This window comes from Mucilaginibacter sp. GW822-FHT03E02 (assembly GCF_058801545.1).
In genome coordinates, this window is the sequence record NZ_JBXANJ010000004.1 from 14,284 (window position 1) to 28,194 (window position 13,911).

Annotated in this window: 15 protein-coding genes; 8 read left to right on the forward strand and 7 right to left on the reverse strand. The window is 42.6% G+C overall.

Features of this window, described 5'->3' with window-relative positions:
• Positions 1 to 30 precede the first annotated feature (30 nt).
• The 4 genes from AC1RM2_RS33760 (at position 31) to prmA (ending at position 3,858) form a co-directional block, all read left to right on the forward strand.
• Positions 31 to 1,215 carry a GlmU family protein gene (locus AC1RM2_RS33760; protein WP_492989522.1) on the forward strand — a complete coding sequence of 395 codons (1,185 nt, stop codon included), beginning with the start codon at positions 31 to 33 and terminating at the stop codon, positions 1,213 to 1,215.
• A gap of 203 nt (positions 1,216 to 1,418) precedes the next feature.
• Positions 1,419 to 2,183, forward strand: a complete 765-nt coding sequence (gene tpiA, locus AC1RM2_RS33765) for a triose-phosphate isomerase (protein WP_274212860.1) — start codon at positions 1,419 to 1,421, stop codon at positions 2,181 to 2,183.
• A 147-nt stretch (positions 2,184 to 2,330) separates the two neighbouring features.
• Positions 2,331 to 2,792, forward strand: coding sequence for a hypothetical protein (locus AC1RM2_RS33770; RefSeq protein ID WP_492989523.1), 462 nt, complete (start codon positions 2,331 to 2,333; stop codon positions 2,790 to 2,792).
• Between the two features lie 229 nt (positions 2,793 to 3,021).
• Positions 3,022 to 3,858, forward strand: coding sequence for a 50S ribosomal protein L11 methyltransferase (gene prmA / locus AC1RM2_RS33775; RefSeq protein WP_492989524.1), 837 nt, complete (start codon positions 3,022 to 3,024; stop codon positions 3,856 to 3,858).
• Between the two features lie 91 nt (positions 3,859 to 3,949).
• Here prmA and AC1RM2_RS33780 read toward each other — a convergent pair whose 3' ends face one another.
• On the reverse strand, positions 3,950 to 4,594 hold the full coding sequence (locus tag AC1RM2_RS33780; RefSeq protein WP_492989525.1) for an NAD(P)-dependent oxidoreductase: 645 nt from the start codon (positions 4,592 to 4,594) through the stop codon (positions 3,950 to 3,952).
• Between the two features lie 54 nt (positions 4,595 to 4,648).
• Positions 4,649 to 5,056 carry an Rrf2 family transcriptional regulator gene (locus AC1RM2_RS33785; protein WP_492989526.1) on the reverse strand — a complete coding sequence of 136 codons (408 nt, stop codon included), beginning with the start codon at positions 5,054 to 5,056 and terminating at the stop codon, positions 4,649 to 4,651.
• 200 nt (positions 5,057 to 5,256) lie between these two features.
• On the opposite strand from AC1RM2_RS33785, the gene AC1RM2_RS33790 reads away from it, so the two are divergent.
• Positions 5,257 to 6,114, forward strand: coding sequence for a DUF4261 domain-containing protein (locus AC1RM2_RS33790; RefSeq protein ID WP_492989527.1), 858 nt, complete (start codon positions 5,257 to 5,259; stop codon positions 6,112 to 6,114).
• Between the two features lie 230 nt (positions 6,115 to 6,344).
• Positions 6,345 to 6,686 carry a helix-turn-helix domain-containing protein gene (locus tag AC1RM2_RS33795; RefSeq protein ID WP_147059644.1) on the forward strand — a complete coding sequence of 114 codons (342 nt, stop codon included), beginning with the start codon at positions 6,345 to 6,347 and terminating at the stop codon, positions 6,684 to 6,686.
• Between the two features lie 28 nt (positions 6,687 to 6,714).
• Here the strand turns inward: AC1RM2_RS33795 and AC1RM2_RS33800 are convergent, their stop codons facing one another.
• The 5 genes from AC1RM2_RS33800 to AC1RM2_RS33820 form a co-directional block, all read right to left on the reverse strand.
• Entirely contained in the window at positions 6,715 to 7,833 is a 1,119-nt protein-coding gene (locus tag AC1RM2_RS33800) for a GNAT family N-acetyltransferase (RefSeq protein ID WP_492989528.1), read from the reverse strand.
• Between the two features lie 76 nt (positions 7,834 to 7,909).
• Complete coding sequence (locus tag AC1RM2_RS33805; protein WP_477362982.1) at positions 7,910 to 8,104, reverse strand: hypothetical protein; 195 nt, start codon at positions 8,102 to 8,104, stop codon at positions 7,910 to 7,912.
• Between the two features lie 139 nt (positions 8,105 to 8,243).
• Positions 8,244 to 8,795, reverse strand: a complete 552-nt coding sequence (gene scpB / locus AC1RM2_RS33810) for an SMC-Scp complex subunit ScpB (protein ID WP_492989529.1) — start codon at positions 8,793 to 8,795, stop codon at positions 8,244 to 8,246.
• 77 nt (positions 8,796 to 8,872) lie between these two features.
• Complete coding sequence (gene mqnC, locus AC1RM2_RS33815; RefSeq protein ID WP_492989530.1) at positions 8,873 to 9,997, reverse strand: cyclic dehypoxanthinyl futalosine synthase; 1,125 nt, start codon at positions 9,995 to 9,997, stop codon at positions 8,873 to 8,875.
• A 390-nt stretch (positions 9,998 to 10,387) separates the two neighbouring features.
• Entirely contained in the window at positions 10,388 to 12,373 is a 1,986-nt protein-coding gene (locus tag AC1RM2_RS33820) for a M1 family metallopeptidase (protein WP_492989531.1), read from the reverse strand.
• Positions 12,374 to 12,515: 142 nt separating this feature from the next.
• On the opposite strand from AC1RM2_RS33820, the gene AC1RM2_RS33825 reads away from it, so the two are divergent.
• Together AC1RM2_RS33825 and AC1RM2_RS33830 are read left to right on the forward strand one after the other, a co-directional pair.
• On the forward strand, positions 12,516 to 13,079 hold the full coding sequence (locus tag AC1RM2_RS33825; RefSeq protein WP_492989532.1) for a hypothetical protein: 564 nt from the start codon (positions 12,516 to 12,518) through the stop codon (positions 13,077 to 13,079).
• Between the two features lie 12 nt (positions 13,080 to 13,091).
• Positions 13,092 to 13,835, forward strand: coding sequence for a carboxypeptidase-like regulatory domain-containing protein (locus tag AC1RM2_RS33830; protein ID WP_492989533.1), 744 nt, complete (start codon positions 13,092 to 13,094; stop codon positions 13,833 to 13,835).
• Positions 13,836 to 13,911 lie beyond the last annotated feature (76 nt).

Here is a 13,911-nt window from a genome sequence, read left to right on the forward strand (position 1 = left end):
GTATCGGGGGACTTTTTTTATTTTTGCGCCATGGCTCTTATTCTTTTCGACGATAACGCACACCAAACTTTACTGCCGCTTACCTATACCCGGCCCGTTGCCGATTTGCGCATTGGTATCATGACCATTGCCGAAAAATGGGCTAAGCATTTAAATACAACCACGTCATTCCATACGCTTGATTATTTGCAGGCCAAATTCCCCGCGAAAATTGAGGCCGACAACCTGTTTATCAATGGCGCTGTTTGCCCTGATGAAGGTTTACTGGAAGCGATAGGCAATCTGCAAACGGGCGAGGCATTAAAATATAACGACCAGTTACTGGCTGTACGTTTAAACCAGGCTGGCGCAGAGAGCTTTAACCCCGAAGCTGTTTTCGACAAAATTATGGCTTACACCTCTCTTTTTGTATCGATAAAATACCCCGAAGATATTTTCAGGAAAAATGATATCGAACTGCGGAAAGATTATCAGTTGCTTACCAAGGGCCGTACCAGCGCCGCTATAAGCGCTACCAACGTAATTATTGGCAACGATTTTTTTGCCGAAGAAGGTGCTGTTGCCGAATGCTCGACATTTAACACTACCAACGGTCCCATTTATCTATCGGCCAATACCGAGATTTGGGAAGGTACCCACATTAGGGGCGCTTTTGCCATTTGCGAGCACTCGCAGGTTAAAATGGGTGCCAAAATTTATGGCGCAACCACAGTTGGCCCTTACTCAAGGGTTGGCGGCGAATTAAACAATGCCGTAATCTGGGGTTATTCATCTAAAGGGCACGAAGGCTATTTAGGTAACTCGGTTCTTGGCGAGTGGTGCAACATCGGTGCCGACAGCAATAACTCCAACCTGAAAAATAATTACGACGAGGTAAAGCTTTGGGATTATAATACCATGCGTTTTCGTAAAACAGGCCTGCAGTTTTGCGGCCTGATCATGGGCGATCATTCAAAATGTGCTATCAATACCATGTTTAATACCGGTACAGTAGTAGGTGTTAGCGCCAATGTATTTGGCGCAGGTTTCCCGCGTAATTTTGTGGCCGATTTTTCATGGGGAGGTGCGCAGGGCTTTGAAGTTTACACGCTCAAAAAAATGTTTACCACGGCCCAAAAAGTATTTGACCGCCGCGATCATCGCAATTTTGACGAAGCAGAACAAAATATATTGGCCAAAGTATTTGAATTAACAGAGGAGTATCGGAGGTTTTAGTGAGTGGTTGAGTAAGTTGGATTAAGTTAATCGGGTTGAATAGGTTGGATTAGGTTGATTAAGTTTTAATATCTTCCAACTAAACCGGCTTAATGCAATGCAGGCCAACTCAACTCAGTACAACTTAATCCAACTCAATCTGCTTAATCAACATATTCTAATCAAATCAACCACAAAAACACAATCAACTTAAAATAAACACAATGAGAAAAAAAATTGTTGCCGGAAACTGGAAAATGAACCTTGACTATAACGAAGGTTTAGGCGTATTTACCGAAATCATTAACATGGTTAAAGACGAGGTTACCGGTGCCCAGGAAGCGGTTATTTGCAGCCCTTTTATCCATATCAATAGCCTGGTACAATTAGCAAAAGGTTACCATAAAGTATCTGTTGGCGCTCAAAACGCCCACCAGGCCGAAAGCGGCGCCTATACCGGCGAAATTTCTGCCCGGATGATTAAATCTATCGGCGCGGCTTACGTTATCCTGGGCCACTCAGAGCGCCGCCAGTATTTTGGCGAAACCAACGAGCTTTTGGCTAAAAAAACGGATACGGTTTTAAAACACGATTTACGCCCTATATTCTGCATCGGCGAAACTTTGCAGGAGCGTGAAGCTAATGAGCATTTTGATGTGATCAAATCGCAATTGGTTGAAGGTGTTTTTCATTTAGATGCCGAGCAGTTTGGTAAACTTGTTTTAGCTTATGAGCCGGTTTGGGCTATAGGTACAGGCGTTACCGCGTCATCAGCGCAGGCCCAGGAAATTCATGAGTTTATCCGTAAAGAAATTGCTGCTAAATACAGCCAGGAAGTTGCCGATAGTACCACCATTTTATACGGCGGTAGCTGCAATCCTAAAAACGCTGCCGAACTATTTGCCTGCCCCGATATTGATGGCGGCCTGATAGGTGGCGCGTCCCTAAAATCTCGCGATTTTGTGGATATTATTAAAGCTTTTAATTAAGATATGAGATTTGAGACATGAGATTTGAGACGGGCTGCACTTGTCCGGCTGTTTAATCATATCTCAAACAGAAATAGCTATCGAACGTTAGATAGTGAGATTTGGGGTTAATCTCAAATCTCACATCTAATATCTCAAATCTAAAACATGAGAACTTTTCTCCCGCCACTTATTGCATTTATGGCATTTTCGGTGTTTGTAATTACGAGCGCTTACGCCAATGCTATGCAGGTAGGGGATATGGGCGAGGGTAATGTACATGCATTTATGGCCTGCTTTTATTACTGCTGGCCTTTATACTTTATTTGCGCCATACTTACCCAATGGATTGTTATCGTGCCGGTTTGGGAAGCTTTTGTGTTGCGGTCGGCCGTTGGGGCATTAGTCACGTTTGTAATTGTGGCTGTTGTTTGTGCGCTTGCCGCCGGCGGGGTTGCCTATTTTATATGGGACGATCAATCGGGCTATGATAACCTGATTGGGCTAACAGCCATCATGTTAATGATACAGCTGGCTTACTGGGCTATTAACTTTTTTATTTTGTTTTTGGTGACAGGGAAGGCTGTTAAGCTGAAGACCAAGCGCGAAGCAATTGCTGCCGAAGAGTAGAAATACAAAATAAAAAATATGTCGAGTAACCATTAGGTAAGAGCCTGGCAAAAATGGAGATGACGTGCAACGAAATATAGTTAAACCAATATCCTAAACTACCGTCATTGCGAGGTACGAAGCAATCCCGAACTATTTGAGGTCGAGCGTGTCAGGGATTGCTTCGTACCTCGCAATGACGAATTTTAATAATCAGAAACTTACAAACGCGTCATTATTAAAGGGGCTTATGAACTACTACGAATTACTTTTTACCACCATAACTACCGAAGATTACCAGCAGGATTTGTTGATTAATGCTTTGGGCGAGATTGGTTTTGATACTTTTGAAGAACTGGAACTTGGTTTTAAAGCTTATATCCCGGTAGATGCTTTTGATGAAGCGGCGCTGATTGAGCAATTAGCGCCCTATCGCGAGCTGTTTACTTTTAGTTATGAAGTAACACTTATTCCGCAACAAAACTGGAACGAGGTATGGGAAAGTAATTTTGAGCCGATTGAGATTGGCGACAAAATTTATGTAAGGGCGACCTTTCATCCAGCCAAGCCAGAGTTTCCGTACGAGATTGTTATCGATCCGAAAATGGCTTTTGGTACCGGCCACCATCAAACCACATCAATGATGCTGGCACTAATGCTGGAAAACGAATACGAAGGCAAAAATGTGCTTGATATGGGCTGCGGCACAGGCATCCTGGCTATTATGGCATCTAAATTAGGTGCCGTGCAGGTTACGGCTATTGATTATGATCCGGTTTGTTATGATAGTACTATCGAAAACGCTGCGTTAAACCATATTGCAAATATTACCCCGCTGTGCGGCTCAAAAGAGGCGATACCAGACGAACAATACGATACCATATTGGCCAATATTAACCGCAATATCCTGTTAGACCAAATGGAGCGGTATGCCGAAGTATTAAAACCTGAAGGCGAGATCTATTTCAGTGGTTTCTACGAATCACCCGATCTGGATATCATTATCGACGAGGCGCGTAAATACGGATTGAAGTATATTATCCATAAAAAGGATAAGGATTGGGTAGCTGCTAAGTTTGTAAAGTAGGAGTGTCTGAACCAGAATTTGTCGAATTTATAGAATTAAAGAATTCTAAAAATTCCATAATTCGATGAATTCCGGTTCAGACAAATTTTACCTAATACCCCAATGTAAACCTTCTCTTCACAAACTGGTTGTTTTCCAGTTCGTCAAGTATGGCAACGGCCATATCCTCTACACTGATATCTGCGTGGCCGGCTTCATCAAATACAGGTTCATCGGTACCTAAACGGAATTTTCCGGTGCGCTCGCCCGGGTGCAGGTTGATGGCAGGGCTTAAAAATGTCCAGTCCAGGTCTTCTTCTTTTTTAAGGATGTTCAGGTAATCGCGGGCCGCGGTGGCGCCTGCTTTCCACTCTGCAGGGAACTGAGGGGTATCAACCAACTGCAAACCAGGAGCAGCATATAAGCTGCCCGCGCCGCCAATAACCAATAAACGTTTTACGCCCGATTGTTTTACCGCCTGTTGAATAAGTTCTGATCCTTTCAGGAAATCGTTATATAGATTTGGATTGCCCCAGCCTGCGTTAAACGAGCTCACTACGGCATCATGGCCCTCAAGCGCGGCTGCAAGCTTGTCGGTGTCAAAAATGTCAACAGCAACGGTTGTAAGCTTATCGCTGTTAACTTCAATAGTTTGAGGATTGCGGGCTATGGCAGTTACATCGTATCCACGTGTCAAAGTCTCGGCTAATACTGCTTTGCCTACAAAGCCGGTTGCGCCTATCAGTGCTAATTTCATAATTATTGTTTTTTATATTGTAATTTAATTTGTTACAGTTTTGTGTAAATTTTTTTACTCGAATTTGCTGCTAAAATCAGCCAGTGTCATTGTTTTTAGTTTGTTAAATATGGTGGTATCAACCTCTTCGGCCAAATTATCCAGGTGTTGGCTTATTTGCTTACCTATTGAGCATGCCGGGTTAGGCTTATTTTTTGCCTGGCCCAGGGCTGGTGCAACTTTTACGGCCCTATACACATCGCTAAAGAAAATTTTATCGGGCGGCAGGGCCAAACTATAGCCGCCTGCTTTGCCTTCTTTACTATCTATTAAGCCGTATTTGCGCAGGTTGCTAATTTCTTTACGTACCAATACAGGATTGATATTGATGCTGCCGGCAATATAATCTGACGACAAAAGCTCGCCCGGCTGCGCATTGAGCAGGGTAAGGATATGTACAGCTATTTGAAATTGCCCGTTCATCTGTAATTAAAATTATTACAGTACAAAAATAGGCTTGTTATTTATAAATACAAATAATATTTAACTGTTATTTTTTTAATTACAGTTTTGTGATAATTCGCCGTTTTACCCCGGATACTAAAATTATTTACGGGAAGCTTTGCTTATATTGTGCCATCTGAATTGCGTTAGCACAAGTAAACCGAACCACTTTAATTTTTATGGGCCTATTTAACATTTTTAAAAAGAAACCTGCTCCACCGGCGAATGAGCCGGCAGCTGAATTGCAGCGTTTAGAGAATTCCCCAGAATTGTTGATGTTTAAATTGCTTTTTATTGATAAGCCGGAGCTTAATTTTAATAAAATATTAACCGAAGCGAAGACGTATTTCACAAACATTGAGGGTTCGGAGAATGAGAATTCTCTCTTATTTTCTTTCCCTGGTGTTAAGATTGAGTTCGCAGACGCAATTATTGATGCACAATGTATTATTGCCCAAAACGAAAATGTAAGCTTGCCCGAAACCGCTTTTCAACAAAACTGGAATTGGCAGGAAGCTAATGATGTAGCCAATGAATGTAAATATGAAGTATTGGTTACCGATATGCTTTCGCGAACGCTTGAGTATAAGCAAAGGGTAAATTGGTTTATGAACTTTTTGGTGGCTGTAACAAAGGCCACCAAACCAGATGCTGTTTACTCTTTTCATGGCCAAAAAATAATCAAACCTATTGATTTGCTAAATCACTGGGATAGTACAGAAAAACAGGTTTTATACAGCATATGTAACGTACGGCTTTACAACATAAGTGATTCGGCCAAAAAAGAATTACTGATGGATACCATTGGGCTTCATTCACTTGGCTTACCTGATTTTCAGATAAGGTTTGTAGGTTTTGAGGCTAACGAAATTGCCGGGTTGTTGTGGAATTACGCTTATTATATTTACGACTATGGAGATGTGATAGAAAATGGAAATACGCTTGAAGGTACAACTGCCGGCACCAAATGGAAATGCGAAAGAACCGCATCGCCCCTTGATCCGGAGCGGGTTATTATAAGTGTACAACCTAACTAAATGCAGGGTATTTTACAAGTTTGAACATTCATTATTAGCTGTTCGATGATATTTAAAAAAAGACGGATTGAATTTTGTTTAGCGGCCTGTAACGCAGGTAATTGCGATTTATTTTGTCCGCTTGTGTTTTTAAATAAAATATTGTGCAAATTAGTTGATAATTAGCGTGATAATAAATATTATTGTAAAGTAATTAACTTTTGCGAAACCTTTACAATTATTGAATTCACATGAAAACACTTGGAAAAAAAATCAGACTATTACGTCATCAAAAAGGGTGGAGCCAGGAGGATGTTGCAAAACGGTTAGATATTTCCATTCCCGCTTTCTCGAAGATCGAGACAGGGATTACCGACATTAATTTATCAAGGCTCGAACAAATAGCAACTTTGTTCGAAATGTCGGTAGTTCAGCTACTTACATTTAATGATGCCGACCAGGATCAAAAATTTGTTAACGAATTGGAAACAGTTAACAAACGCTTAATGGATCGTGAAACCGAAGTTATCGATCTGCAGAAAAAGGTAATTGAGCTCTTTGAAGAGCTTAGGCATTCAAAAGCTACCGCATAAATTTAAACCCGGCTGCAACCGGGTTTGGTTAAAATGTACAACGCATTGTTAAATGTTTTTTACCAAATGTGGCCCCCACTGCCGCGTGAATGGCAATCATTTTCTCATTAAAATCTCCAACCCAGGATAATTCCAGTTCGTCGTATTGTTTTAAAGGCAAAACGTATTCTTTAAGCTTAATAAATATCGCCGATTCCAGGCCATGTTTCTGGTATTTTTGCTTGGTGCCCATTACTATCGCCCGCATACGCGATACGCCTTTCCAACGGTAATATAAAAATTTAAGCTTACCAATCAGGTTGAGTTTGCCGTTTACAGGTTTAAGCATCTGGTTAGCATCAGGTAAAATGATAACAAAAGCAGCCGGTTCATCATCAATATAGGCAAACCAGATGAGTTTCTCGTCCATCAGCGGCTTCATTTTTTTAAAGCTTTCGGCAATGGTAGCCTGGCTTATTGGAACAAAGTTTTCAAAATCCCGCCAGGCATCGTTATAAATCTCGATAAAATCGGCAGCAAACTTTTCCATTTTCTTTATCTCGAAATGCCTGAAATCGTAACCGGGCTTTTTAATAACCCAATTGGCAATTTTTGTAAAGCGCTCCGAAAAAGGCTTGTTTACATCCAGGTGATTGGTGATTTGCTCGTACAGTGTTTTAAAACCATAATCTTCAAAAAATGCCCGATAGTACGGAAAATTGTAGTTCATGCCGTAGGAGGGGTGGGTGAAGCCCTCTACCAGCAGTCCCCAGAAATTATCGTTCTCGCCAAAATTGATAGGCCCGTCCATGGCCTGCATGCCATTATCCTGCAACCATTTTTTTGCAGTATCAAATAACAGGAAAGCAGCTTTTTTATCATCAATACATTCAAAAAATCCCATGCCGCCGGTTGGCTGCTCGTAATGGTAGGCTTTTTTATTATTGATGAAGGCTGCAACGCGCCCTATTACCTTGCCGTTTTCATCGGCCAGAATCCAGCGGGTGCACTTGCCATCCTGGTGGAAGTTGTTTTTTGCCGGATCAAATACCGCTTCAATATCATTATCCAGCGGGCAAACCCAGTTTTTGTCGTCCTTGTACAAGGTACGTGCAAGGTTTAAAAATGCTTTTTTTGATGCTTTATCTTTTACTTCGGTTATAATCATAGGAGGGCTAAATATAAAAAAAGCATTCAGGGCATGTGCTGAATGCTTTACAAATAGAGCTATGTATCGTCAACGATTAAAAATCGTCGTCATCGTCATCGTCGAATGAATCATAACCTCTGCCCAGATCGTCGTCTAAAGGCCCATCAAAATCATCATCATCGTCCTCAACTTTTTTCTTTTTAGGGTCGAGACTCAGATCGTCATCGTCATCAAGGTCGTCATCAGAATTGTCGATCTTCTTAGTGGTTGGTTTTTTTGGCGCTCCCATTGTAATGGATTTTATTTGTAAAACTTTGTCAATAATACTTTAAATCGGGCAAAAAGCAGGAATTTTTTTAAAGCTTTTATTTCCCATTTCAATAGTAAAAATAATCAAAATCATTTTTATTAAAAACAGGAAATAAAAATTATTCTGTTTGCTCGCCAATGGCTACGGATGTGCTTGTAAAATCCTTAATCTGAGGTAATTCGTGTATGCTGTTGATACCAAAATAATCCATAAAAAGGCCGCTGGTGCCGTATAATATGGGTTTTCCGAGCGCTTCCGACTTCCCGGTTATCGCTATCAGCTCTTTTTCGAGCAGTTTTTGGATCGAATAATCACAGTTTACACCGCGGATTTGCTCCACATCGGTTTTGGTTACCGGCTGTTTATACGCAATAATAGCAAGGGTTTCCAAAGCGGCCTGGCTCAATCTTTTTTTAGATCGTTGCAATTGCAATAAATTGATGACCGGGTGGTATCGTTTTTTGGTGAAAAACTGGTAGCCATTGCCCACTTTTACCAATTCGATGGCCAGGTTATCATCGCTATATTTTAGTTCGATGGCTTTTAGGCTCTCGTTCACTTCATCGGCAGTAAAATCGCGTTCAAAAGCAGCCTGAAGACAGTACATAATCTCCTCCAGCCGTATGCCTTGTTCAGATGCGAAGATGAGTGCCTCTATATGATGGGTCATTTTTTTAGTTTACGGTTCGCGGTTTTCAGTTTGCAGTAAAAAGCAATAAACCTGGCTGCCAACTGCTAACTGAAAACTTAATAATCAATAACTTGTTCTTCAATTTCAACCGGTATATCGCGCCAGTCGTATTTTTGGGTGCGCAGCTGGGGTTCAAAACCAGCTTCTTTAATTGAATCCTGGATGCCTTTGGCGGTAAACCTGTGTGGTGCGCCCGCGGCGGATACTACGTTTTCTTCGATCATGATCGATCCAAAATCATTAGCACCTGCATGTAAGCACAATTGCGCTACTTGTTTACCAACGGTAAGCCATGAGGCCTGTATGTTTTTAATATTAGGCAGCATAATGCGGCTTAAGGCTATCATGCGGATGTATTCATCGCCGGTAACATTATTGGTGATGCCACGAACTTTGCGCAAAAGCGTGCCATCGTCCTGGAAAGGCCAGGGTATAAAGGCTACAAACCCATAATTACCTTCCGGTTTTTCGGATTGTACCTCGCGGATCCAAACCAGGTGCTCAAAGCGTTCTTCGATGGTTTCAATATGGCCAAACATCATGGTGGCAGATGTTGGTAAATTTAATTGATGGGCTGCACGCATTACATCCAGCCACTCCTTGCCGCCGCATTTACCTTTTGATATCAGGCGGCGTACACGATCGTTCAATATCTCGGCGCCTGCGCCGGGCAGTGAATCCAATCCAGACTCCTTCATCGCCCTGAGCACATCTATGTGACTCATATTCTCCAGCTTGGCTACGTGCGCTATCTCCGGCGGGCCTAAAGAGTGTAGTTTTAACTTTGGATATAACTGTTTCAACTCGCTAAACAGATCGGTATAAAATTTAAGGCCCAAGTCGGGGTGGTGACCACCTTGCAGCAGCAACTGATCTCCGCCGTAGCGGAAAGTTTCTTCTATCTTCTTTTTGTAGGTTTCAATATCAGTAATGTAGCTATCCTCGTGGCCGGGCCTGCGAAAAAAGTTACAAAACTTGCAATTGGCTATACATACGTTGGTAGTATTAACATTACGATCAATTTGCCAGGTAACCTTGCCGTGCGGAACCTGCTTTTTACGCAGTTCGTTGGCAGTGTACATTAAATCGGCAGTAGGCGCATTATTATAAAGATAAACCCCTTCTTCCTGGGTCAAAAAATCAAACCGCAAAGCGCGTTGCAACAGATCGGCTGTGTTCATATAGCAAAGATAAGCTTTACCTTATTAATTGTTTAACGTTGAGGTAAGATTGACAAATTTATGAGAAGCCCCTGGTCATTAATGCAACGTGTCGCGCGTCTAACCGAACTTTGCTTCAAGAACTTGTAACGTTGTTTACAAAAGAGGAGATTATATCCTCCTACCAAATAACGACGTATTTTCATCTTTACTTTTATTGCCGTCCTTCCTCGGCCTTCCTCTTTTACGCGGGATTGGAGGATGCTTCTTATCATACCGCAATTTTATCCACGTACCTATAACAATAAATGCAAGCAACGCCAGGTTTATGTTACCCCAAATAAGTGGCACACCGCGTGTACTGTCATAGTTCGCACCTCGTTGTTGCAATAGGATAACGTACATCATCAATTACTTCACCTTCACACTATTATTCCCTCTATTCAAATCAGGCAAAGCATTATCCGGGTCGATGGTAACGCTTTCAACGTCTTTATCGTCGGGGAGGGTTACGGTTACTACTTTGCGCTGCATCCAGGTTTCAATAGGCAGGTAGTGGCGCTTTTTGCTGCCGTCTTTATACTTTAATTCTACAGTGAAGGGCATTGGCAGTTGCTCTTTACTCACAACGGTTATTTTTACGCCCTTGGTTGCGTTACTCCCTACGTTTTGAGCAGCTGTAATGGCTATGTCGCTTACCCAGTTGTTATAAAACCAGCCTTTCCAAAACCAGGAAAGGTCTTCGCCGGCACCACTTTCCATCGAGCGGAAAAAGTCGTCGGGCTGTGGGTGTTTAAATGCCCATTTGGCGATGTAGTTGCGGAAGGCATAATCAAACCTATCCTTACCCAGTATCTGTTCGCGCAGCAAAACCAGGCCAAATGCGGGTTTGAAATAAACCAACGGGTGGCGATATTTTTCGGGCGTTGCATCTGCAGCCGTCATAATGGGAGGCGAAGCCGGGTCACTTAATATCGGGATGATCTCGTCGGCCGGGTTACCACCACCAGGCGCATATTCACCATCGCGCTTAGGGGCGTATTCGCCTTTATTAAACTCGTCTGATGCATAAATGTCTATAAATGTGTTAAAACCCTCGTCCATCCAGCCAAAACGGCGCTCGTCCGATCCTACAATCATCGGGAACCAGTTGTGGCCTATCTCGTGCGCGGTTACCCAATATAACTCGTTGCCTTTGTCGGTAATGCCGTCAAACACTATACCCGGATACTCCATACCGCCTGCAATACCGGCCTCGTTAATGGCAACAGGGTAGGGGTACACAAACCATTTTTCTGAAAAATATTCTATCGATTTTTTGAGGTACTCAGTAGCGCGGTCCCAGGCATTGGGGCCAACACTCTCGGCCGGGTAAACCGACATGGCCAATGATTTTTTGCCACCCGGCAAATTAACCCGTGCTGCATCCCAAACATAGGCTTTTGATGCGCCAAAGGCCACATCGCGGGTGTTTATCATTTTGTAATGCCAGGTAAGCGTGCCCTTGTTAACAGGGCGGCTTGCCGGGTCGGTAACCTCGGCAAGGGTGCGTATCATTACCGTTTTATCGCTTGCGCGCGCGGCATCAAGCCGGGCTATTTGTTTAGCTGTTAAAACCTCTTTAGGATTTAACAACTCGCCCGAACCGGCTACTATCATATCCCATGGTACAGTAACCTGGTAATCAAAATCGCCATAATCTAAATAAAACTCACCTGCGCCCAAAAATGGCAGCGTATCCCAGCCACGGCTATCATCATATACACACATACGCGGAAACCATTGGGCAATCTCGTAAATCGTTCCGTTTTTGGTATTTACATAATCGGTACGGTTACCAAAGTCGCCAGGAATGGTGTAGTGATATTTGATTCGAAGTTTTAAAGCTCCTTTCCCTAAGGCATGCGGTAAACGCACCTGCATACGGGTATCGGTAACTACGTAAGGCACAGGCTTAACCACATCGCCATAATCTAACGCCACCGATTCAATAGTATAGCCGGTAGTATGCTGGTTAGGCCCGGGAACGCGGCCCGTAAAAAAGTTAGAGCGGGCCTCTTTTTTATAGGTGTTTTGATCCAACTGCAGCCATAGGTACTGCAACGCATCTGGGCTGTTATTTACATAGTTAATGCTTACTGTACCGCTGACGGTTTTGGCGGCAGTATCCAGCGCTACATTAATGGTATAGTCGGCACGGTTTTGCCAGTATTTCGGACCGGGTTCGCCATTGGCCGAATGGAATTCGTTGCCCTTATCGGTATAAAACTGCGGCGAAAATAACGCGGCCGGATTGTAGTTGGATGTGGTATCGCCGGGGTTAACTTTTGTTTTTTGTGCCTGGGAATTGACAGCTAAAAGTGCGAATAGGCCGAAGCCTAAAAATTTAATTTTCATGAGGGTCAGTTAAAGGCAGCAATATACAAATGATGGCCGGGAATTTTATTTGGCGATAAAAAAGATACAAGAAATTTCAAAAAAAGTACAAAGCGCTTATGGAAACGATCAATAAAATGCATCCTGTAACAAAAACATTAAAATGGCGCGCACCAAAAGCATTAATATCACCAAACCTTGTCACGAGTTATGGCAACAAATGACACCGGCTGATGGTGGGCGGCACTGCCAAAGTTGTTGTAAAACGGTTATTGATTTTTCGGCGATGACGGATAAAGAGATCATCAATTACCTTAGCAGGCAAAGCAATGTATGCGGGCGATTTGATGATCATCAACTAAACCGGTTAAATCGACAGTTGCAGAATAACAAACCATCTTATAGCTTTTTCAGGAAGATAGCCATTGCCGCCACGGTATTAATGGCAATTCCCTTTGTAAAGGCAAACGCGCAAAGGAAACATAAAACAGAGCAGGCCCCGATAAAATTTAAACACCACGATACGCTGGCCATAGCTCCACAGCATCTAACCGGCGCAGATATAAAGATTGAACCCGGTTTACCCTTTATAAAAGAAACAAACTTAAATTATGTATCACCGGGTCTAACCGGGAGGCTTGGCGGGGTGCAAGTTACCGGTGTATTTATAAAACCCGCAATTCATCGCGTTTACACTTCTATATATGATATGCTCAGAGACCTCTAAGAAACTATAATTATGAACAACATCACCACTATCACTATCCCAATGCCTTGCCATCAGTCATGGCAGCAAATGACTCCGGCAGGCCAGGGCAGGCATTGCCAAAGCTGCGATAAAATTGTAACGGATTTTACCGCCATGAGCAACAGCCAAATCATCAACTACCTAAGCACAGCGGGTAATGTTTGCGGCAGGTTTAACAAGCCGCAATTAACCGGTATTAACAACGGACTTGAGATTGATAGTTCAACATCAAAATGGAGTTGGAAAAAAATGGCACTTGCTTTTACCATTTTCAGTTCGGGGTTTTCGTGCAAATCAATTGCGCAAGGCACCCCGGTGTTAACTGTACAACAATCAGCTGCCATAAAAAACGGATTTGAAAAGCCTTTGTTAGGTAAAGTACGCTTAATTGATAGTACTCAAACCCGCTTAATAACCGGCCGCGTTTTAGATGAAACTAATTTGCCTATGCCTGGTGTAACCGTCAAGGCTTTGACTGGTAACGCGGCTACAATGACAGATGCCAACGGTAATTTTAAAATTAACGTGATGCAAAATGCCAAACAATTGGGCATATCATTTATAGGCTATAAACCATTGCAAATTGATATTTGTGCCGATAAGGATTACCAGGTAAAGCTTAACGAAGACCAGCAAGCCCTAATGGGCGACATTATTGTTTTCAGAAAGCCATCCCTTATCAAACGGATTTATTACAAATGTGTCAAAAGGCCGATAAGGAGGATATTTAATTGATAATAAATACCATTGGCGCAAGATATATTTGAACCGTAAATTGTTAACTTAGTAGCAACCTGACAATCGATGTAAC